Source organism: Arthrobacter sp. 2MCAF14, assembly GCF_052115645.1.
Classification (GTDB): domain Bacteria; phylum Actinomycetota; class Actinomycetes; order Actinomycetales; family Micrococcaceae; genus Arthrobacter.
On record NZ_JBFRHB010000029.1, the window covers coordinates 43348 to 64446 of the forward strand.

At 63.5% G+C, this 21099-nt stretch carries 22 protein-coding genes and 1 pseudogene; 10 read left to right on the forward strand and 13 right to left on the reverse strand.

Going from position 1 to position 21099, the window contains the following annotated elements; genetic code table 11:
• Window positions 1-59: 59 nt before the first annotated feature.
• Complete coding sequence (locus AB4074_RS18150; RefSeq protein WP_441414638.1) at window positions 60-689, forward strand: SACE_7040 family transcriptional regulator; 630 nt, start codon at window positions 60-62, stop codon at window positions 687-689.
• 374 nt (window positions 690-1063) lie between these two features.
• Here the strand turns inward: AB4074_RS18150 and AB4074_RS18155 are convergent, their stop codons facing one another.
• From AB4074_RS18155 to pdhA, 3 genes are read right to left on the reverse strand one after another with little or no spacing between them, the layout of a single operon-like run.
• Window positions 1064-2473 (reverse strand): dihydrolipoamide acetyltransferase family protein, encoded by a 1410-nt coding sequence (locus tag AB4074_RS18155; protein ID WP_441414639.1) that lies wholly within the window; start codon window positions 2471-2473, stop codon window positions 1064-1066.
• Complete coding sequence (locus tag AB4074_RS18160) at window positions 2470-3480, reverse strand: alpha-ketoacid dehydrogenase subunit beta (protein ID WP_441414640.1); 1011 nt, start codon at window positions 3478-3480, stop codon at window positions 2470-2472. Before AB4074_RS18160 ends, AB4074_RS18155 begins: the two co-directional genes overlap by 4 nt.
• Window positions 3480-4646: a pyruvate dehydrogenase (acetyl-transferring) E1 component subunit alpha gene (pdhA, locus tag AB4074_RS18165; RefSeq protein WP_441414641.1), complete on the reverse strand. Its 1167-nt coding sequence runs from the start codon at window positions 4644-4646 to the stop codon at window positions 3480-3482. Before pdhA ends, AB4074_RS18160 begins: the two co-directional genes overlap by 1 nt.
• 195 nt (window positions 4647-4841) lie before the next feature.
• Between pdhA and AB4074_RS18170 the strand changes: the two genes are divergently transcribed.
• The 3 genes from AB4074_RS18170 to AB4074_RS18180 all read left to right on the forward strand — a co-directional run bounded on the left by AB4074_RS18170 (window position 4842) and on the right by AB4074_RS18180 (window position 6473).
• The gene (locus AB4074_RS18170) at window positions 4842-5327 is read left to right on the forward strand and encodes an Lrp/AsnC family transcriptional regulator (protein WP_078105724.1); all 486 of its coding nucleotides are present in this window, start codon (window positions 4842-4844) and stop codon (window positions 5325-5327) included.
• Window positions 5328-5466: 139 nt separating this feature from the next.
• Entirely contained in the window at window positions 5467-5880 is a 414-nt protein-coding gene (locus AB4074_RS18175; RefSeq protein ID WP_441414642.1) for a DUF4383 domain-containing protein, read from the forward strand.
• Window positions 5881-5909: 29 nt separating this feature from the next.
• Window positions 5910-6473: a hypothetical protein gene (locus tag AB4074_RS18180; RefSeq protein WP_441414643.1), complete on the forward strand. Its 564-nt coding sequence runs from the start codon at window positions 5910-5912 to the stop codon at window positions 6471-6473.
• 75 nt (window positions 6474-6548) lie between these two features.
• On the opposite strand, the gene AB4074_RS18185 is transcribed toward AB4074_RS18180, so the two are convergent.
• Both AB4074_RS18185 and AB4074_RS18190 read right to left on the reverse strand, forming a co-directional pair.
• On the reverse strand, window positions 6549-8165 hold the full coding sequence (locus AB4074_RS18185; RefSeq protein WP_441414644.1) for a solute symporter family protein: 1617 nt from the start codon (window positions 8163-8165) through the stop codon (window positions 6549-6551).
• On the reverse strand, window positions 8162-8539 hold the full coding sequence (locus AB4074_RS18190; RefSeq protein ID WP_059387841.1) for a DUF485 domain-containing protein: 378 nt from the start codon (window positions 8537-8539) through the stop codon (window positions 8162-8164). The genes AB4074_RS18185 and AB4074_RS18190 overlap by 4 nt, the downstream gene beginning before the upstream one ends.
• 164 nt (window positions 8540-8703) lie before the next feature.
• Between AB4074_RS18190 and AB4074_RS18195 the strand changes: the two genes are divergently transcribed.
• From AB4074_RS18195 to AB4074_RS18210, 4 genes are read left to right on the forward strand one after another with little or no spacing between them, the layout of a single operon-like run.
• Complete coding sequence (locus AB4074_RS18195) at window positions 8704-9870, forward strand: histidine kinase (protein WP_236816591.1); 1167 nt, start codon at window positions 8704-8706, stop codon at window positions 9868-9870.
• Between the two features lie 15 nt (window positions 9871-9885).
• Entirely contained in the window at window positions 9886-10605 is a 720-nt protein-coding gene (locus tag AB4074_RS18200) for a LytR/AlgR family response regulator transcription factor (RefSeq protein WP_236816590.1), read from the forward strand.
• Window positions 10602-10964 (forward strand): hypothetical protein, encoded by a 363-nt coding sequence (locus tag AB4074_RS18205; RefSeq protein ID WP_441414645.1) that lies wholly within the window; start codon window positions 10602-10604, stop codon window positions 10962-10964. Before AB4074_RS18200 ends, AB4074_RS18205 begins: the two co-directional genes overlap by 4 nt.
• Window positions 10961-12433, forward strand: a complete 1473-nt coding sequence (locus AB4074_RS18210; RefSeq protein WP_441414646.1) for a sodium/solute symporter — start codon at window positions 10961-10963, stop codon at window positions 12431-12433. Before AB4074_RS18205 ends, AB4074_RS18210 begins: the two co-directional genes overlap by 4 nt.
• 59 nt (window positions 12434-12492) lie before the next feature.
• Here the strand turns inward: AB4074_RS18210 and AB4074_RS18215 are convergent, their stop codons facing one another.
• The 7 genes from AB4074_RS18215 to AB4074_RS18245 form a co-directional block, all read right to left on the reverse strand.
• Complete coding sequence (locus tag AB4074_RS18215) at window positions 12493-13077, reverse strand: DivIVA domain-containing protein (RefSeq protein WP_441414647.1); 585 nt, start codon at window positions 13075-13077, stop codon at window positions 12493-12495.
• Between the two features lie 21 nt (window positions 13078-13098).
• Window positions 13099-14022: a phosphatidate cytidylyltransferase gene (locus AB4074_RS18220; RefSeq protein ID WP_441414648.1), complete on the reverse strand. Its 924-nt coding sequence runs from the start codon at window positions 14020-14022 to the stop codon at window positions 13099-13101.
• Window positions 14022-14579: a ribosome recycling factor gene (gene frr, locus AB4074_RS18225; RefSeq protein WP_441414649.1), complete on the reverse strand. Its 558-nt coding sequence runs from the start codon at window positions 14577-14579 to the stop codon at window positions 14022-14024. Before frr ends, AB4074_RS18220 begins: the two co-directional genes overlap by 1 nt.
• A gap of 102 nt (window positions 14580-14681) precedes the next feature.
• Window positions 14682-15419, reverse strand: a complete 738-nt coding sequence (pyrH, locus tag AB4074_RS18230) for a UMP kinase (protein WP_059387847.1) — start codon at window positions 15417-15419, stop codon at window positions 14682-14684.
• Window positions 15420-15565: 146 nt separating this feature from the next.
• Window positions 15566-16402: a translation elongation factor Ts gene (gene tsf, locus AB4074_RS18235; protein ID WP_234753056.1), complete on the reverse strand. Its 837-nt coding sequence runs from the start codon at window positions 16400-16402 to the stop codon at window positions 15566-15568.
• Window positions 16403-16522: 120 nt separating this feature from the next.
• Window positions 16523-17425 carry a 30S ribosomal protein S2 gene (rpsB, locus tag AB4074_RS18240; RefSeq protein WP_441414650.1) on the reverse strand — a complete coding sequence of 301 codons (903 nt, stop codon included), beginning with the start codon at window positions 17423-17425 and terminating at the stop codon, window positions 16523-16525.
• A 458-nt stretch (window positions 17426-17883) separates the two neighbouring features.
• A complete protein-coding gene (locus tag AB4074_RS18245; protein ID WP_441414651.1) occupies window positions 17884-18159 on the reverse strand; it encodes a hypothetical protein in 276 nt (91 codons plus the stop codon).
• Between AB4074_RS18245 and AB4074_RS18250 the strand changes: the two are divergent.
• A pseudogene (locus AB4074_RS18250) lies at window positions 18059-18268 on the forward strand (peptidoglycan DD-metalloendopeptidase family protein); the annotation flags it as partial. The gene AB4074_RS18245 and the pseudogene AB4074_RS18250 overlap by 101 nt on opposite strands.
• Window positions 18269-18388: 120 nt before the next feature.
• Here AB4074_RS18250 and AB4074_RS18255 read toward each other — a convergent pair.
• Entirely contained in the window at window positions 18389-19579 is a 1191-nt protein-coding gene (locus tag AB4074_RS18255; protein ID WP_441414652.1) for an acyl-CoA dehydrogenase family protein, read from the reverse strand.
• Window positions 19580-19818: 239 nt separating this feature from the next.
• Between AB4074_RS18255 and AB4074_RS18260 the strand changes: the two genes are divergently transcribed.
• The gene (locus tag AB4074_RS18260; RefSeq protein ID WP_441414653.1) at window positions 19819-20922 is read left to right on the forward strand and encodes a hypothetical protein; all 1104 of its coding nucleotides are present in this window, start codon (window positions 19819-19821) and stop codon (window positions 20920-20922) included.
• Window positions 20923-21099: the final 177 nt, after the last annotated feature.

Consider the following 21099-nt stretch of genomic DNA (forward strand, 5'->3'; position numbering starts at 1 on the left):
CCCGGCACCGGGCCTGCCCGGTATCGGCGCTGAATTGGACGCGTGCAAAAGGAGGAATTGTGGTCACCTTCCAGCGGAGCTCCCAGCAGGACGGTCAGGCACCGACCCAGCGAAGCCAAGCCAAGGAAACACGGCGCAAGGCCCTCCTGACCGCCGCAGCCGGGTTGTTCGCCGCCGACGGATTCAACCGCGTGTCCCTTGAGGACCTGGGGGCCGCGGCAGGAGTCAGCGGCCCTGCGGTATACCGGCATTTCCCGGGAAAACAGGCCGTGTTGGCCGAGCTGCTGTTGAGTGTGAGCCGGAATCTGCTCGACGGCGGCCGCGCCGTGGCGTCCGAGGCCCCCGACGCCGAAGCTGCCTTGCGCGGATTGGTGGAGTTCCACGTGGACTTCGCCCTCAGCAATCCCGATGTCATCCGGGTCCAGGACCGCGACTTCAGCAACCTCAGCGACTCCGACCAAGCCGAAGTCCGCACCCTGCAGCGCAACTATGTGGAACTGTGGGTGGGTGTGCTCGGCGAACTGCATCCCGACACGGATCCTGCCGAACTACGCGTCCGCGCCCACGCAGCCTTCGGCCTCATCAACTCGACGCCCCACTCGGTCCGGCACCACGGACGACGCATGGCGGTCAAAAGCGCCCGGCCCATCCTCGAACGCATGGCGGTGGCCGCCCTGACGGTGCGCTAACCGCGGCGAGCCAGCTCCCCAGCTCGACGGTTCCCTGCGCAGCAGATGTCTGCGCCCTCCCGCCCAACGCCCGCTCACCTATAGCGCCCTCCCGCCCAACGCCCGCTCACCTATAGCGCCATCCCGGCCAACGCCCGCTCACCTATAGCGCCATCCCGGCCAACGCCCGCTCACCTATAGCGCCATCCCGGCCAACGCCCGCTCACTTTTCGGGCGCTCCACTAGACCCGCCTGAACGCCGGGGCCGCGCCGTGAGGGAGCGTCGTCGAGAAACACGACATACATGAGCGAGCGTCGTCGAGAAACACGACATACATGAGCGAGCGTCCCCCAGAAACACGACATACATGAGCGAGCGTCGTCGAAAAGAACGGCTAGATCATCGTCATGACGGTTGCAGGGTCGGAGAGGATCGCGCCCAAATCGGCCAGGAATTTCGAGCCCTGTTCGCCGTCCACCAGCCGGTGGTCGAAGGACAGGCTCAGTGACATCACCTGGCGCACCGCGAGTTCGTCGTTGTGCACCCAAGGAGCTTTGCGCACTGATCCCAGGGCTACGATGGCAGCCTCGCCCGGGTTCAAGATGGGGGTTCCGGCGTCGATCCCGAACACGCCGATGTTCGTGATGGAAATGGTGCCGCCCGTCAGATCTGCCGGGGAGGTCTTGCCTGAACGTGCGGTGTCCGTGAGTGCTGACAAAGCCGTGGACAGTTCCAGCAGCGTCATCTTGTCCGCGTCTTTGATGTTGGGAACAGTCAGACCCCGCGGCGTGGCGGCGGCGATACCCAGGTTCACGTAGTTGAACTGCACGATCTCCTGTGCGCCTTCGTCCCAACGGGAGTTCAGGGTCGGGTTCCTGCGCAGGGCAATCAACACTGCCTTGGCCGCGATCGTCAATGGCGTCAGCTTGTACCCGGCAAACTCGCGACTAGCCTTGAGCCGCGTCAGCAGTTCCATCGTGGGCGTGACGTCAACGGTCAGGAACTCCGTCACGTGCGGCGCAGTGAAGGCACTTTGCACCATGGCAGCGGCCGTGAACTTGCGGACTCCCTTGATAGGCGTGCGGGTCTCGCGTTCGGCGGAAACCCCGACGGCGGGCGCGGCGACCGGTGCGGCTTCGGGAACTGCGAGCTGCGGCTCGGACCCTGCTGCGAAGTCCTGGACATCCGAACGGGTGATCAGGCCGCCCGGCCCGGTTCCCCTGACCAGCTCGAGGTCAATTCCAAGATCCCTCGCCAACATACGGACCGGAGGCGTGGACCGCGGACGCTCGTGCTCCACCACGGGCTCGTTTGGAACCGCGGGATGTTCAACCACGGGAACGGGCTCGACGGCGGCAACGGGTTTCCGGGCGGGCTCGCGTTCGGCGGGGCCCCCGTCAAACATCCGCTGGCGTCGCGCCGGGCGGCCGGACTTTTCGACGACGGCGCCATAGCCCACGAGGTTCGGCTCACGCTTCGCTGCGGCCTCCGCCTTGCTTTCCGTGGAGGCGGCCTCGTCGGAAGCGGCAACACCGGAAGGCGCCGCTCCGTCGTCGTCGACTTCAAAGGAAACGATCGGCTTTCCGACCTCCACAACGGAACCGGCTTGTTCGTGCAGGGCGGCGACGGTTCCCGCGAAAGGCGAGGGCAACTCAACCACGGCCTTGGCCGTCTCGACCTCGGCAATGACCTGGTTCAGGGTCACCGTGTCCCCCACCGCGACCTTCCAACTGAGGATTTCCGACTCAGTGAGTCCTTCGCCGAGGTCGGGCAGCCTGAATTCCTTGATCATGGTGGCGCTCATCCTTCCAGCCCGCTCAGGGAGTTGCCGCGGCCGAGTGCGCGGTCCACGCCGTCAAGAATCCTGTCCAGATCGGGCAGGTGGTGCATTTCGAGCTTTGAGTACGGGTACGGGATGTCGAATCCCGTGATCCGGACCGGCGCCGATTCAAGGTAGTTGAAGCACCGCTCGGTGATGCTGGCGGCGATTTCGGCGCCGAGCCCGCCGGACTGTGCGGCCTCGTGGGTGATGACGAGCCTGCCGGTCTTTCGGACGGACGCCTCCACTGCCGGGAAGTCGATCGGAGCCAGCGAGCGCAGGTCGATAACCTCCACGGAGACTCCTTCGTCGGCGGCGGCCATGGCGGCGTCGTTCGCGGTCTTCACGAGCGGGCCGTACGTCACCAAGGTAACGTCGCTGCCTGGTGTGACCACCCTGGCCTTTTCCATGGACAGCGCCGTGGAAAGATCCGCGGTCTCATCCACTTCGCCTTTGTCGTGGTAGCGGCGCTTGGGCTCGAAGTACAGCACCGGATCATCCGAGGCGATGGCCTGCTGGATCATGGTGTACGCATCCTGCGGATTGGAGACACTGATGACGCGCAGGCCCGAGGTGTGGGTGAAGTAGGCTTCCGGGGACTCGGAGTGGTGCTCGGGTGAACCGATTCCGCCGCCGAAGGGTACCCGGATGGTGATGGGCATCTTGACGCGGCCCTGGGTCCGGTAGTGCATCTTGGCTACCTGGCTGACAATCTGGTCGAATGCCGGGTAGATGAAGCCGTCGAATTGGATTTCGCAGACCGGCCGGTAGCCGCGGTACGCCAATCCGACGGCGGTGCCGATAATCGCGGATTCGGCCAAGGGAGTGTCAACCACCCGGTGTGTGCCGAAGTCTTTCTGGAGTCCGTCGGTAACCCGGAAAACGCCGCCGAGCGCACCGATGTCCTCGCCCATGAGGACAACTTTGGGATCGTTCTCAAGGGACTTGCGCAGGCCGGCGTTGATGGCTCGGGCGAAGGTCAGCTTGCTCATCAGAGTGCACCTTCCTGGGTTGATCCGCTGAAGCTTTCCAGATAGCGGGAGTAGTGGTCCTTCTGGCGTTCGATCCAGGAGTTGGGGGTGCTGTACACGTGCTTGAAGAGGTCCAGCGGCTCGGGATCGGTCATGTTGATGACTCCTGCCCGCAAGCTCTTTGCGACCTCGTCCGCTTTGGCCTGGGTCTTGGCTTCGAGCTCTTCGGTCAGGAGGCCCTTGGTGCGAAGCAGCGCCTTGAGCCGGCTAATCGGGTCCTTGGCCGCCCAGTCCTCAAGCTCGTTGGCGTCGCGGTAACGGGTGGGATCATCCGCCGTCGTGTGCGGGCCCATGCGGTAGGTCACCGCTTCGATGAACGTCGGTCCGCCGCCCTTGCGGGCCCGGTCCAGCGCAATCCGGGTGACCGCCAGAACAGCCAGGACGTCGTTCCCATCGACCCGCATGCTGGGGATTCCGAAGCCCGAGGCACGGTCGGCGATCTGGATGTGTGACTGTATCCGGACGGGTTCAGAGATGGCCCAGTGGTTGTTCTGGCAGATGAAGACCACGGGCACTTGGAAGCTCGCCGCGAAGACCATTGCCTCGTTGACATCGCCTTCGCTCGTGGCGCCGTCGCCGAAGTAGGCGACTGCAACGGAGTCTGCTCCGTCGTACTGGATACCCATCGCGTAGCCGGTGGCGTGTAGCGATTGCGAGCCGATGATGATCTGCTGGGTGGCAATGTTGTGGCGGTACGGGTCCCACCCGGCCGAAGCATTGCCGCGCCACGCACGGACCAAGTCGGTTGGCTCCACGCCTCGGCAGTAGGCGACTCCGTTATCGCGGTAGCTGGGGAAGACAAAGTCGTCGTCCCTGAGGGCTCTGCCCGAGCCGATCTGTGATGCTTCCTGGCCGAGCAGCGGCGGCCACAAGGCCAGCTCGCCCTGACGCTGCAAGGCGGTGGCCTCAGCGTCGATCCGGCGGATGACCATCATGTCCTCATACAGAGAGCACAGTTGCTCATCCGTGACATCGCTGACCCAGAGATCGAACTCCGGGTGGCTGATGCGTTCCCCCTCCGGGGAAATCAGTTGGACCAGATCCCCGCCGGTCCGACGCGGGCTTGCTGCACTGATTCCGGGATTCGAAGCCTTGTAGGCGTCCTGGCCGGGTTCGTCCGTCAACACAGTTGATCGCACCTTTCAGCTCGTGCTCGCAGGCCTTTGGAGGGACTTGTGATCCACCCGCTGGCCAGCATCCGGGCGTCGTCGCCTGGATTAATTGTGACCCTACTCACAATGCTCATTGGGTACAACCACCGTTGAAAATTCTGCGCATTTTGCCCTATCTAGAGGGTGAGCACCGTGCTAACGTTGCGCATTATGCAAGCTTTGGATGGCACCGACACACGCCTGCTTTCGGCCATGGCGAAGGATCCCCGCGGCACGGTTGTCGCCTTGGCACAGAAGCTGGGATTATCGCGGAATACCGTTCAGGCGCGGATGGCGCAGTTGGAAAAGAAGCACGCGTTTCTCTCCTTCGAGCGGCGAATCAACCCGGCTGCCCTGGGCTATCCCCTCATGGCGTTCATCTCGGTGCATGTTCAGCAGCAAAAGCTTGGACAGCTTGCCCTGGACCTCGCGGAAATCCCGGAAATCCTGGAGGGGTACGGCCTGACCGGTTCGGCTGACCTGCTGCTGCGGGTGGTAGCGCTCGACGCCGAGGATTTGTTCCGGATCAACGGCAAGATCCTCGCGTGTGACGGAGTGGAACGGACGGACACTGCGATGTCCATGGGCGAATTGATTCCCTTCCGGGTGCAGCCGTTGTTGAACCGGAACACCAAGAAAGCGCTCCGTACCGGCTGAGCCCGGCCAACGTCGAAAAAATTCGTCCCATCCCACCCATCCATAGCCCCGGGTGGTCCGAATATCTGGTTGAGAGCCCCGTCCGGGGTTTCGAACACAAGGCCGGATTCAAAACCGGCCATACCGGAAGGTTTGGACCATGCGCACTTCGCCCAACCGCCTGATCGCCACCATCTTTGGAGCCGTCTACCTGCTCGTGGGTGTCGTGGGATTCTTTCTCACCTCGGGAATTGGATTCTTCGCCACCGAGGGTGCCAATCTGATCATCTTTGCGGTAAACCCCCTGCACAACATCATCCACCTCGCCATCGGCGCCGCCCTGCTCTACGCGGGCATGAACAGCACTGTGCTGTCCAAGACCATCAACACGACGGTCGGCGCGGTCTACTTGCTTGTCGGCATCCTCGGACTGTTCCTCGTGGGCTCCGCCCTGAACATCATTGCCCTCAACGGCGCAGACAACGTACTGCACCTCGCCAGCGCTGTGGTGCTTCTCGGCATCGGTCTCTCACAGGACAAGGTTCCGGCCACCACCACCAGGGCCCACGTCTAGAAAACCTCGAAACCCGTAAGGAGCCGTCCGTGTCAGCTCAAGCAGCGACGAGCGTTGGACCCACCGCCGGGGCATCCCTCACCCTGTTTTCCTGCTTCGCGGGAATGGGGGCCGGCCTCGTGGAACTTTCCATCGCATCGAGTTACATTTCGAGCCGGGGACCTCTGGTGTGGGCGGGCGGCGTCTTCGGGGCCTGGGGTCTGGCGCTTCTGGCCAGCTCGATTGCAAGCCTCCAGCGGGGGCGGCTCCGGTTCCGTAAGCCGACAACCATGGGCCTCCTCGCGGCCGTCATTGTCCATGTTGGATTCCTGGTTGGCGGCATGGCCGAAAGAGTGCTCGACGGCGGGCATCTGGCTGCTCTTTTCCTGGTCCTGATGGCCCTGGGATCCTCTGCCTGGCTCGCCCGCAGGTTCCGTGAGGACGACGGCGGAGCCACCTCGGGTCCCCCGAGGGCCGGCGCGCTCTTGGGGGCTGCCTTCGCCGCCGCCGTCGTCGTCGCAGCAATTGCGACGCCGGGCCTCGCCGCCTCGGTGGCCGGAGCGCACGCCGTCCCGCACGGAGAGCACTCGCTGCCGGGCGGCCATAACCACTAGGGCGTCACGCCAATCCGCAGCAGAAATCCCTCCCACACTGAGTGCGGGAGGGATTTCTGTGCTGGACGGATACTCCTAGTGGTTCACCGCTTTCTCGGCTCCGACGCCGGTCAGGGAACGGACTTCCATCTCGGCCTGCTTCGACGTGTCTTCGCGCCGCTTGTCCACGACGGTTCCGAGCCAGCCAAGCAGGAAGGCGAGTGGAATGGACACGAGCCCCGGGTTGCTCAGAGGGAACACTGCGAAGTTGGCGCCCGGGATCATTGACGTCTTGGCACCGGAAACAACGGGCGACAAGGCAATCAGGATGATGGCCGCCGACAGCCCGCCGTACATGCTCCAGGTGGCGCCCTGGGTGGTGAACTTCTTCCAGAACAGGGAGTAGAGGATGGTCGGCAAATTCGCTGACGCCGCCACTGCGAAGGCGAGGGCGACGAGGAACGCTACGTTCTGTCCATTGGCGAAAATACCGCCAACGATCGCAAGGACCCCGATGACCACCACGGTCCGCCGGGCCACTTTGACCTCGGTTCCGGCGCCGGCCTTGCCCTTGGAAATGACGTTCGCATAGATATCGTGGGCGAACGACGCCGCTGCCGTGATGGTCAAACCGGCCACCACCGCAAGGATCGTGGCGAACGCAACGGCCGAGATGAAGCCGAGCAGCAACGGCCCGCCCAGGTGGAACGCCAGGAGCGGCGCAGCGGAGTTCACCCCGCCCGGGGCCGATTTGATGGTGTCGGCTCCAACGAGGGCTGCCGCGCCGTAGCCGAGGACCAGGGTAAACAGATAGAACAAGCCGATCAGCCAGATGGACCAGACCACCGATTTGCGGGCTTCCTTCGCCGTGGGAACAGTGTAGAAGCGCATCAGCACGTGTGGCAGGGCGGCGGTGCCGAGGACGAGTGCCAAGCCGAGGGACAGGAAGTCCAGCTTGGAGGTCTCGGTCTTGCCGTACTGCAAGCCGGGGTTCAACACGTTGGGGTTCTTGGCAGAGTCTGCGGCAGCACCCAACAGGTTCGACAGGTTGAAGCCGTAGATGGACAGCACCCAGAGCGTCATGACTGCCGCACCGCAGATGAGCAGCACGGCTTTGATGATCTGGACCCAAGTGGTGCCCTTCATTCCTCCGATCAGCACGTACATGATCATGAGGGCGCCGACGACGACAATCACCAGGGCTTGTCCGCCCCAGTCGCTGATGCCCAGGAGCAAGGAGATGAGGCTTCCGGCGCCGGCCATCTGCGCCAGCAGGTAGAAAAAGCAGACGACCAAAGTGGTCAGGGCCGCGGCGATCCGCACCGGGCGCTGGCGCAGCCGGAAGGAAAGCACATCGGCCATGGTGAACTTACCCGTGTTGCGCATGAGTTCGGCGACAAGCAGCAACGCGACAAGCCATGCGACGAGGAACCCGATCGAATACAGGAAGCCGTCGTAGCCGTTGACCGCGATCGCCCCGGTGATTCCGAGGAAGGAGGCCGCGGAGAGGTAGTCGCCGGCGATGGCGGTGCCGTTCTGCGAACCGGTGAACGAGCGCCCGGCGGCATAGTAGTCGGCAGCCGTTTTGTTGTTCCGGCTGGCCCGGAAGACGATCACCATGGTGACCAGGACGAACAGGGCGAAGATGCCCATGTTCAACAGCGTGGTGTCCTTCAGAGCGGCAACGTTGACCATCGGGACCATGGCACTCATTTCGCTGCCCCCCTCACGGTGCTGCCCTTGTCGAACTCATGGCCCTCGATCTCATTCCGGATTTCCGTGGCTATCGGGTCCAGTTTCCTGTTGGAGTAGTGAACGTACCAGCCCGTAATTCCGAAAGTTGAGACGAACTGCAGCAGGCCCAAGACCAAGCCGACGTTGATGTTGCCCCACAGCTTGGTGGACATGAAGCCCACCGCGTAGTCAGCCAGCAGGACGTAAGCGAAGTACCAAAGCAGGAATGCGATGGCCATTGGAAAGACAAAACTGCGGTGGCGCTTGCGAAGCTCCTGAAACTGCCCCGTTTGCTGGACTTCCTGGAAATCAACGGACGCTGCTGCGTCCGGTGTCTGGGCCTCGTTACCCATGGCTTCCTCCTGGTTGTGGACGTCTACATCGACCACACACTCCTGGCCGATGTGACTGGAATCACTATCCGCCCGGCGGCGGCGCCACTTCCAGATTCACCGGCACAGGCGTCGCCCAGCGGGCACGTTGCTGCGCCGAACGGCGGGTTCGCTAGTCTTGCTCCATGCCGGATTCCCCGCTCGTCACCGCCGCCGCCATTGCGGTCATCGTGCTCGCCGTGGCGATCGTCGTCGGGGTCGGCCTCAAGGTGATCCGTTCCTTCCGCGAGCTGGGAACCGACGCCGAGAGGGCCACCTACCAGACCCTGCACGCGGCGTCGCGCGCGGGACAGCACCTGCGCACGGGGCTCCACGCGGCGGGAGCGGCCAAGGCAAGCAAGCAATTGCGTTCCCTGCTTGGCTGCGACGCCCTGGCGATCACCGACACCGAGTCAGTCCTGGCGTGGGATGGCGCGGCGGAAGAACTCAAAGCGGTACTGATGGAGCTCGCCTCGGGAGTGCTCTCCGACGGGCGGACCGTGGTTGTCCCGGCTTCGCACGCACTGAACGCCGTCGTCGCGCCGATCAGGGCCGGAAACCGCGTGGTGGGAGCCGTCGCGGCCTTCGCCCCGCAAACCGGTGCGGGGTTGGTCCGGGCGACAAGCGAGCTGGCCGACTGGGTGGCCGTGCAAGTCGAATTGGCCGAGCTCGATGCTTCACGCACCTTGCTCATGGAGGCCGAAGTCAGGGCCCTGCGCGCACAAATCAGCCCCCACTTCATCTACAACTCGCTCAACGCCATTGCCTCGTTCATCAACACTGACCCCGCCAGGGCGAGGGAGTTGGTGGTCGAGTTCGCCGATTTCACCCGGTATTCCTTCCGCCGCCACGGCGATTTCACCACCCTGGCGGAGGAACTTCGGAGCATTGACCGCTACTTACTGTTGGAGAAGGCACGCTTTGGAGACCGGGTACAAGTGAGCCTCAGGATCGCGCCCGAAGTCCTGAGCACGGTGATTCCCTTCCTGAGCCTGCAACCGCTCGTGGAAAACGCCGTGCGCCATGGGCTGGAAGCGAAGGAAGGACCGGGGCACATCACCATCTGCGCCAACGACTCCGGGGCGTTCGCGGAGGTCACCATCGAGGACGACGGCGTGGGCATTGATCCGGAACACCTGCGCTCTGTCCTGGCGGGGCACGCCGACGGCGACCACGTTGGACTGCGGAACGTCGATGCCCGACTTCGGCAGGTCTACGGGGACGAACACGGCCTCGTCATCGAAACCGCACCGGGCGAGGGCACCTTGATCACCATCCGCGTGCCAAAGTCCCAGCCGAGCCATGATGCCTGAGGCTAATCTATAACCATGATCAACGTACTCGTCGCCGACGACGAGCTCCCCGCCGTTGAAGAGCTCGCCTACCTGCTGGGTCGGGACGAGCGCATCGGTGCCATCCACCGCGCAGTCTCAGGCGCCGAAGCCCTCAGCGCCCTCGAAACGGAATCCGTGGACGCTGTCTTCCTGGACATCCACATGCCCGCGCTTTCCGGCTTGGACATCGCCCGCGCCATCTCGCGCAGCCCCCGCCCTCCCGCCGTCGTCTTCGTCACCGCCGACGAGGACTGTGCGCTTGAGGCGTTCGAACTGGCCGCCGTCGACTATCTGCTCAAACCGGTGCGTGCCGAGCGCCTGGCGAGGTCCATCAGCCGCATCAGCGAGCTCATCAAGGACGGCAGCAAGGTGCCCGAGATGATCACCGTTGACCAAGGCGGAACCACCCGCATGATCCGGAGGGACGACGTCAGCTACGTCCAGGCCCAGGGAGACTACGCCCGGCTGCACACCGCAGAGGCGAGCTACCTGATCCGGGTACCCCTGAGCGACCTTGAACAGCAGTGGGCGGAAGCCGGATTCATCCGCATCCACCGCTCCTATCTGATGTCCCTCAACCACGTGGGGCATATGAAACTGGCCGCGGCACGGCCAAGTGTCACCGTGGCCGGAGCCGAACTGCCGATCAGCCGCAGGCATCTTCCGGCCGTGCGGGACAAACTCGAGGCCACCCGGATCCGGCCACAAGGATGACCCGCGTCAGGGTCACGGCCCCGCAGTCAGCTGCCCGGATAGCCCCGAAGCGTCCATACCATTCGCGCGAGGCCGCCGAGGACTCGGACGTCGGGCAGGTCTTCGTCCGGTCACTCATCCGTTCGCAGTTGCGCCTGGCTGTGGTTGTGGCTTCCGGATTCCTGCTGGTCCTGGCCGCCTACGGCTCCATGGTGGCGCTGATCCCCCAGCTCGCGCAAATGCGGATTCTGGGCATCCCGGTCAATTGGATCATTCTTGGAGCGGCATTTTATCCGGTGATCGGCCTGAGCGCCTGGTCGTATAACCGCTCCGCGGCAAGGAACGAAGCCCGCTACCGCGATCTTGTGGAGGAGAAGTGAATCCCGCCGTCGGGCTCGCCGCTTTTCTGGGTGTGGCGCTCGCGACGGCGGCGATCGGCTTCTACGGCCTGCGCATTTCGCGCACCACGGGCGACTTTTACGTGGCATCCCGCACTGTCCGGCCATGGTGGAATGCCTCGGCGATCGGCGGCGAATACCTGTCGGCCGCGAGTTTCCTGGGCGTCGCAGGACTGATCCTGCTGACCGGAACGGATGCTCTGTGGTTCCCCGTGGGCTACACGGCCGGCTACCTGATGCTGCTGCTGTTCGTGGCCGCCCCCTTGCGCCGATCGGGCGCCTACACGATTCCGGATTTCACGGAGGCCAGGCTCGAGTCGAAAGCCGTCCGACGCGTGACGAGCCTTATCGTCGTGGCTGTCGGATGGCTCTATATCGTGCCGCAGCTTCAAGGCGCCGGGCTCACCATCCGGATCAGCACAGGATTGCCTTCCTGGGTGGGCTCCATCGCCGTCGTCGCCGTGGTCTGCGTGACGGTAGTGGCTGGTGGCATGCGTTCCATCACCTTCGTCCAGGCTTTCCAATACTGGCTCAAGTTAACGGCGTTGGCCGTTCCTGTCGTGTTCCTGCTGCTGAACCAGACCGGCGGCGGCTCACCGGTCCTTGCGGAGGCATCCAGCAATCCCACGGGCCTCCCCGCAGCCGGGCTCTACCAGACTGTCTCGCTCCTGGTGGCACTGCTTTTCGGAACGCTGGGACTCCCCCACGTCCTTGTGCGCTTCTACACCAACCCGGACGGCCAATCGGCCCGCCGGACCACCCTTATCGTGCTGGGCCTGTTGTCGGTCTTCTATTTGTTCCCGACGGCGTCCGGCCTGCTCGGGCGGGTCTTCGCACCTGAGCTTGCACGCAACGGACGGCCCGACGCCATGGTCCTGCTGCTGCCTGGAAAGCTGCTGGGTGGCGTGCCCGGCGATCTGCTGTCCGCATTGGTGGTCGCCGGCGCATTTGCCGCATTCCTCTCGACGACGTCGGGATTGGTGGTTTCGCTGGCCGGCGTTATCAGCCAGGACCTTCTTGGCGGGAGCGTGCACGGATTCCGGGTGGCCACCCTCCTGGCGGTCGCTGTCCCCTTGGCTTTTGCGTTCACCACGGATTCGATGGCCCTGGCCGGCAGTGTAGGGCTGGTGTTCGCTTTCACGGCGTCCACCATTTGTCCGGTCCTGGTCCTGGGCATTTGGTGGCGGGGCCTGAGCGACGCAGGCGCGATTGTCGGCATGCTGACGGGAGCCGTCCTGTGCGGGGGTGCGCTCGTATCGAGCACGATCATCGGTTCCGCCGCGCCCGGATGGATTGCCCAGCCCGCGGCGTGGACGGTGCCGGCCGCGTTTGCCGTGATGGTGCTCGTCTCGCGGGCCACGAAACACCGCATCCCGGGGACCGTGACCCGGCTGATGACCAGGCTTCATGTCCCGGAACGACCGGTGGCCACGGAGCGCCAGCTCCGTTGAGGGTGCGCGGAGCTGAGGCGCGCGGGCGCCGAAGGTGACGGGCGTCCGCCTGGGTTTAGCTAGTCGATCGCCGCCATGAGTTCGACAACCCGGTCGAGGAAGGCATCAACCTGCGACTCTTCGTAACCGTCGCGCCCGCGGGCCTCGGAGAAAGCGGCTCGGCGGACGTTGTCGACGCTCAGCGGTTTGTCGTTCTCCAGGTAACCGATCAGGGAGACGCACAAGGCATCGACCTCGGCGATGTTGTAGCTGCGCGCACGCTTCTTGTCGGGCCGGCGGAAACGTTCGCCATCAGGCCGGTGCAAACGGCCGCGCAACACTCCGGAGAGTTTGCCGATCTTCAGCAACCAGGCTTCCTCGCCTTCGGCCGCTATCAGCTCGTCGCGTTCACGCCGGGCGAAGGCATCTTCGAGGCGGTCCAATGCGGCGTCCACAGCGGTGGCGTCGTAGCCGCCCTTGACAGGATCAAACGAAACCGCGCGCACATCGCTGCTGCCGATTTTCTCCGCTACCTCGGCCCTGTTTTCAAACGACAACCGGGCGCGCTGGAAAAACTGGTCCACTTGCCTTGCGTTGTAGCCGTACTTGCTGTGCGCCACGCGCTCAAATGCTGCGGGGATCTGGCGACGAATGTCCACTGCCACTGCTTTCCTTCTGGGTGGTTGTCAGGCGCCGCTCAACAGCGCGAAAAGAATATATGCTGCCGGTGCCGCGAAGACGATCGAGTCGAGGCGGTCCATGACCCCGCCGTGACCGGGCAGGATGCTGCTCATGTCCTTGACGCCAAGTTCCCGTTTGACCATGGATTCCGCGAGGTCTCCGGCGGTAGCCGCGGCCACCATGCCCACGGCGAGCACCACACCGACCCACCACGGCCGGCCCAGGACGAAGATGCTGGCGAGGATCCCGATGACCATGGCACCTGCCACCGAGCCAGCGAACCCTTCCCAGGTCTTTTTGGGGCTGATCTTGGGAGCCATCGGATGCTTGCCGAACAGCGCCCCGACGAGGTACCCGAAAGTATCGTTGGACACTACCAGCAGCAACATCACGGCAATCTGCCAGGCACCCGCCGGAACCTGCCCATCGGGCCAGGGACCCGCCGTCGTCGCTCCCCCGCCTGTATGGAGAGGCAGGATGGCAAAGCTGATCAGGAAAGGCACCCAGGCAAGCGTGAAGATTCCGGAGAAGACGCTGCGCGGAGCTCCGGCAGCGCTTTCAAGGGAACGCCAGAGCAGGACGGCCGTGCTGCTCAGCACCATCGCGAAGAGCAGGCTTTCGGTGCCACCGAAGTAAGCCGCCAGCGGCATCGCCACGGTACCGGTCAACACGGGGATGATCGGCATCCTGGTGCCCTGGGCTTCGAGCGCCCGGAAAATTTCCCACACGCCGAGGACCGCAAACGCGGTGGTCAGGAGAACGAACCCCAGCGGCAGGAACAGCAGCCCGCCGAGAACGGCAAAGAGCATGGCGAGCCCGACGCCGATGGCGGCCGGAAGATTCCGGCCGGCCTTGGGCGTTGGGTTGCCTCGTTGGCGTCTGGCGCGTGTGGGAATTCCCTGCGCGGGCGCCGGCTCAGCCTCGCTCATCAGACCTCGAGCAGCTCGGCTTCCTTGCGCTTGAGGAGCTCGTCGATGCCATCGACGTGTGCCTTGGTGATGGCGTCGAGTTCCTTTTCGCCACGGGCACCCTCGTCTTCGCCGGCTTCGCCGTCCTTGACGAGCTTGTCCAGGGCGTCCTTGGCCTTGCGCCGGATGCTTCGGATGGAAACCTTTGCGTCCTCACCCTTGCCCTTGACGATCTTGACGTATTCCTTGCGGCGTTCCTGGGTGAGCTCCGGGATGGTGATCCGGATGACGTTGCCGTCGTTGGACGGATTGGCGCCGACCTCGGAGTCGCTCAAGGCCCTTTCGATGTCGCGCATTGAGGACTTGTCAAAGGGCGTGATCAGGATGGTCCTGGCGTCCGGAATAGCGAAGGAAGCCAGCTGCTGCAGAGGTGTGGGGGTGCCGTAGTATTCCACGATCACCTTGTTGTAGAGACCGGGGTTCGCACGACCGGTACGGATCGACGCGAAATCCTCCTTGGCTACCTCGACCGCCTTGTCCATCTTTTCCCCGGCTTCGAGCAAGGTTTCTTCGATCACGGTTTCTCCTCAGAAATAGTCGCGCCCCGGTCCACGGGCCGCAATGCACAATAAATTTCCGCCCCTGCGGGCGGAAGAGTCCTAGAAATATCCTAGCCCTTGCTAGGGGGTGACCAGGGTGCCCAGCTTTTCGCCGAGGATGGCCCGGGTGACGTTCCCTTCGCCTTCCATGCCAAAGACAACCATGGACAAATTGTTGTCCTTGCACATGGTCATAGCGGTCTGGTCCATGACGCGGATGTCACGGCGCAGGGCCTCGTCGTAGCTGAGCTTTTCGAGCTTCTCGGCCGTGGGATCCTTCTTGGGATCCGCGGTGTACACGCCGTCCACACCGCTCTTCGCCATGAGCACGACGTCGGCATGCACTTCGAGTGCACGCTGGGCCGCCACGGTGTCAGTGGAGAAGTACGGAAGGCCTGCGCCCGCACCGAAGATGACGACGCGGCCCTTCTCCATGTGGCGGATGGCACGGCGCGGAATGTAGGCCTCGGCTACCTGTCCCATAGTGATGGCGCTCTGAACTCGGGTCTCGACGCCCGCCTGCTCCAGGAAATCCTGCAGGGCCAGGCAGTTCATGACAGTGCCGAGCATTCCCATGTAGTCGGCGCGGGAACGGTCCATGCCGCTCTGGGACAGTTCGGCGCCGCGGAAGAAGTTACCGCCGCCGACGACGATTGCCACCTCGACCTCAGAAACAGCCGCGGCGATTTGCTTGGCGATGGCGCGGACGGTTTCCGGGTCCACACCAAGCTTCCCGCCGCCGATGACCTCGCCGGACAGCTTCAGCAGTACACGACGACGGGTCTTCTCCGGATGGATTGCAGTGTTCTCGGTTTCCATGGTGCCTTCCCGTTTGTGGACTCTGGCTAGATTATCTTGCTGGGGGCCGGTCAGAAAGCTGCCGGCCGTGGATGCACTCGGTGCGGGCCTGCCGTTGCATGCAAAAGGGGCGGCCACCGAAGTGACCACCCCTTTTGTATGTCTAACTAGTTTCCGACGCGGAAACGGGCAACGGCAGTTGCCTTGACGCCGGCCTCTTCGAGGACCTGTGCAACGGTCTTCTTGGAGTCCTTGGCGAATGCCTGGTCCAAGAGAACTTCACCCTTGTAGAAGCCCGTAACGCGGCCTTCGACGATCTTGGTGAGAGCGGCTTCCGGCTTGCCTTCGGCCTTGGCAGTCTCTTCGGCGATGCGGCGCTCGGACTCGACCAGTTCGGCCGGGACGTCTTCGCGGCTCAGGTAGTTCGGGGCCATTGCTGCAACGTGGACGGCAACGTCGTGGGCTGCGGTAGCAGCGGCGTCGCCCTCGCCCTCAACGGCGAACAGGACGCCGACCTGGGCCGGGAGGTCCTTGGAGGTCTTGTGCAGGTAAGCGTCAACCGTGCCGCCTTCAATGCGGGCAATGCGGCGGACAACAACCTTTTCGCCAAGAACGGCGCCTTCTTCGACGACAACCTCGGAAAGGGGCTTGCCGTCGACGTCGATGGCCAGCAGGGTCTCGAGGTCGGCAGCGCCGGACTCGACGGCGACGGCCAGGACCTTGTCGGCCAGCTGGATGAACTTGTCAGCCTTGGCGACGAAGTCGGTCTCGCAGTTGACCTCGATCATTACGCCCACGCCGCCGGTGACCTTGGCTGCAACCAGGCCTTCAGCGGTGGAGCGGCCTTCACGCTTGGTAGCGCCCTTGAGGCCCTTGATGCGGATGATCTCGATGGCCTTCTCGGCGTCGCCGTTGGCCTCGTCAAGAGCCTTCTTGACGTCCATCATGCCGGCGCCGGTGCGCTCGCGCAGGGCCTTGATGTCAGCAGCAGTGTAGTTCGCCATGTGAACCCCTCTGTCTAGAAATTTATGTGTTTACGGACTGACAGGACGGCAGCCCACCTGGTGGGCCGCCATCCTGTCAGTAGCTCCCCGCACCGAAATTGGTGCGGGAAAGGTCCGGATTTACTTGTCTGCTTCGGCTTCGCCAGCAGCAGCTTCGGTGGCCTCGGCGGCCGGGGCTTCGACAGCTTCCGCGGCCGGAGCTTCAGCAGCCTCTGCGGCCGGAGCCTCAGCAGCCGGAGCTTCAGCAGCTTCGGCCTTGCTGCCTTCCAGGAGCTCGCGCTCCCACTCAGCCAGCGGCTCTTCCGGGGCCTCTGCAGCACCGGTTGCGCGCTGGTTACGGGCGATGAGGCCCTCAGCAACGGCGTCGGCAACCACGCGGGTCAGCAGGTTTACGGAGCGGATGGCGTCGTCGTTACCCGGGATCGGGAAGTCAACTTCGTCGGGGTCGCAGTTGGTGTCCAGGATGGCAACAACCGGGATGTTCAGCTTCTTGGCTTCGTCAACAGCCAGGTGTTCCTTCTTCGTGTCAACAACCCACAGAACGGAAGGAGCCTTGGTCAGGTTGCGGATACCACCGAGGTTGGTTTCCAGCTTGGTGAGTTCACGGCGAAGGAGCAGGAGCTCCTTCTTGGTGTAACCCGAGCCTGCGACGTCCTCGAAGTTGATCTCTTCGAGTTCCTTCATACGCTGGATGCGCTTGGCAACGGTCTGGAAGTTGGTGAGCATACCGCCCAACCAACGCTGGTTGACGTACGGCTGGCCAACACGGGTAGCCTGCTCGGAAATTGCTTCCTGAGCCTGCTTCTTGGTGCCGACGAACAGGACGGTGCCGCCGTGGGCGACAGTAGCCTTGACGAACTCGAAAGCGCGGTCGATGTAGGACAGCGACTGCTGAAGGTCAATGATGTAGATGCCGTTGCGCTCCGTGAAGATAAATCGCTTCATCTTCGGGTTCCAACGACGGGTCTGGTGTCCAAAGTGGACGCCGCTGTCAAGCAGCTGGCGCATAGTTACGACGGGCATGCCGACGCTCCTTCCGGCAGGTCATTCATGAGAGAGCCACACGGGCCGCTCTTACCCTGCCAATAGTTGACGGTTAATTAGCCGGACCCGAACGGGCCTTGGCTCCTGGCATCCATTGCACTTCTCATCCGGCCAATGACTCGCCGGACCGCAAGAGGCACAATCCTCCGCAGCACTGAATCCGCGAGGATTCGCAATTGGAGGGTTGGATACGCGTAGTCAGCCTGGGACCCCCGCGCAACTGAATGAGAAGCGCTTCTGAACAAGCTTGAGGGCACAGCAAACTGCTCCACCAAGTGTACTACAGCGCCTCCGGCCTTATGACCGCAAAAGCCCCGGATTCAGCCTCCATCCTTCGGCAGGTTTCCCGCACCGTTTTCCACATAGCCGAACTGGCGGCTTCCGGACACTCCGGCGCCAACGAAGGCTTGTTCCATGAAAACTGCACATCTTCCGGCCTATGTTCTTTTGCTCGCTGCCTTGGTCACGGCGCCTGCCGTTGAGTCGTCACCGCCGGGCGCGACCAGCCCGCCCGGCACCCGCCCGGGCTGGGCGTGGCCGCTCTCCCCCAAGCCCGCCGTCGTTCGCGCCTTCGACCCTCCGGACAAGCCGTGGTTGAGCGGGCACCGCGGCGTGGATTTACAAGCAGCCGACGACGGCGTCACGGTCGCCACGCCCGCCGACGGCACCGTGAGCTTCGTAGGCCTCGTGGTGGACCGTCCAGTGATCACCATCGACCACGGGGGCGGGCTACGGAGCAGCTTAGAGCCCGTGGACAGCGAACTCGCAGAGGGGGCCACGGTGAACAAGGGCCAAACCATCGGGGTACTGGAAACCGGCCACTGCGCGGGATCACCGTGCCTTCATTGGGGAGCGCGGCATGGGGAGGACTACGTCAACCCGCTCGCCTTCGTCACGGATCTCCGGCCGTCCGTGTTGCTGCCGCTAGACGGTGTGCTGCCTCTAGACGATGGCGGAAATGCCCGTGATGGCCCTTCCCGTGACAAGGGTGTTGATTTCGTGGGTGCCCTCGTAGGAGTAGATCGCCTCGGCGTCGGCGAAGATCTTTGCCATCTCATAGTCCGTGACAATGCCGTTGCCGCCCAGGATGCCGCGGCCCAGGGCAACGCTTTCGCGCATGCGGGCCGCGGTGAAGGCTTTCGCCAGCGCGGATTGCTCGTCCTTGGCCACCCCGGCATCCTCAAGCTGAGCGAGACGGACCATCATGCCCATGGAGCTCACTGTGTTGCCCAGGATCTGCACGAGTTGTTGCTGCACCAATTGGAACGATGCCAGGGGCCTCCCGAACTGCATCCGTTCAACCGCGTAGCGGCGGGCAACGTCGAACGCGGCAAGCTGCTGGCCCACTGCCTGCCACGCGACCGAAAGCCGCGTGACTTTGAGGACCTTGTTGGTGTCCCTGAAGCTGTTTGCGTAGGCCAGCTTGAAGAAGTCGGGGACAACCACGTTCTCGAGGGTGATGTCGGCGTTCTGGACGGTCCGCAGCGAGATCTTGTTCTCGATCTTGCTGGCCTTGAATCCGGGGAGGCTCGTGTCCACCAGGAAACCCTTGACCTGATTGTCGCCGAGGTCGCGGGCGAAGACCACAACCCAGTCCGAGAAAGTGGCGTTGCCGATCCAGCGCTTGGCCCCGTTGAGGATCCAGTTGCCGCCGTCGCGGCGCGCAGTAGTCCGGGTGCCGCCTGCGACGTCCGAGCCGCCCAGTGGCTCGGTCAGTCCAAAGGCACCGATTTTCCTGAGGGAGTAAATGTCCGGCAGCCAGGCGTCCTTTTGCTCTTGAGATGCCAGCGCCTCGATGGAGCCAGTGAACAAGCCATCGTGAACGCCCATGAACGTGGCAATCGAGGCATCGGCGCGGGTTGCCTCTGCGTGGACAAGGCCAGCGAAAAGGTTGGAATAGCCTTGACGCCTTACCGGGCTGACCAGGTCAATTTCGGCCAGTTTGGGGATCAGGTCCATGGGGAACTCGCCGCGGTTCCAGCAATCGACGGCAATCGGTTTGACCTCACGGGAAAGGAAAGCCCGGATCTCAGCCAGCCGGTCCTGCTCCTTGCCCGTGAGCAATTGCTCAAAGCCATAGAAGTCGCCGTCGGCGTACGGGAGATTCTCGAGGTCGATTGCTGCCTTGGACATGGCACTCCTTCGCGTAAGTTACTGGTGAGTAACTTACAGCAATGACAGTGCTCCACACAAGCAAGCAGGTGCACCGATCTGTTGGCGGACTGCTGTCTTCCTTAGCGTCATCGTCCGGAGCGGGAATGGTTGCCGTTAACCTCCGGGTCTCCCGGTGTTTGCCTTTTACACGGTTCCCTCCCAGCCCGCCTCCATAGCTTGGCAGGGACATCGTTTCCCCAATCTAAGGACGATTTTCAATGCCTGTTACACCCAACAAGCTCAAGCGGACCTCGATGGTATTGGTGGGCGCCGCAGTCGCCGCCTCCGCTTTTGCCTCCGTTGCCCTGCCGGCATCCGCCGCTGACGAGGGCGAAGCACACGCCCCGGCCGCCGGATTCACCGTGAAGACCTTCTCCCCGGTCGGCACCGAGTCAGCACCTGACGACATCACTCGCATGGGCGACTCCGTGTACGTCTCGTTCCAGAATGGCGTCGGCCCCTTGGGCGAGGCCTCTGCAAACGGCACCACAGCCAGCACAATTCAGCAGTTCAGCCTCGACGGCAAGCCCGGCAAGTCCTGGCAGGTCACGGGCAAGGTTGATGGGCTTACGGCCGACCCGGAACACCACCGTCTCCTCCTCACCGCCAACGAGGACGGCAACTCGAGCTTCTCGACCCTCAGCCCTGAGCAGGCGAAGCCGCTGACCACGTACACATATTCGGGCCTCACCCACGGTGGGGGAACCGATGCCGTATCTGTCGTGAACGGCAAGATCCTCGTCAGTGCCTCAGCGCCGGTTGATACTTCGGGTCCCGCCGCCTATTCCGTTGCATTGGAAGGCGCCACCGCCAAACTGACGCCTCTTTTCGGCGACAGCGCCACGGCTACCGCAGCCAATGGCCCCCAGGCTGGAAAGGCGACCACGCTCGGCCTCACGGACCCGGACTCCAACACACAGGTTCCGGCGGCCGCTCCGCGGTTCAAGAACTCCTTCATGCTTGACGCGCAGGCGGACCAGCAGTTGATCTTCGCTTCCAACCCGGGCAGCAGCAAGCAAGCTCTCCAGGTGCTTTCGGTTGCCCAGCCCTTGGATGACACCGTGTTCGCGGCCCACTCCAACCAGACCCTCCTGGTCACGGATCCGAAGGACAACAAGGTCTTCTCCATCACTGGCCCGTTCAAGGCCGGCGAAGCCGTCTCCACGGTGGTGCCCGACGCCGGACCCGCCTATCTGGCAAACCTGGACTTGGGAACGGGGGCTCTCGCCCCGATCAAGGAACTGGCCTCCATCCAGCCCAAGGGCTTGATGTTCACCGGCGGCGCCGGGGACGACTCAAACGAAGGTCAGCGCTCCGAGTAACGCTCGCATTCGAAAGAACCCCTGACCGGGCGAATTCTAGGGGTCGTTGCAACACCGATGGTGTCTAGTTCGTCAATAGTAGGTCACGCAGGCGCTCGGCTGGGGTATCCCAGCTGAGCGTTTTGCGTGGGCGTGCATTGAGTTCCTGGGCTACGTGCTCGAGGTCCTCGGGACCGT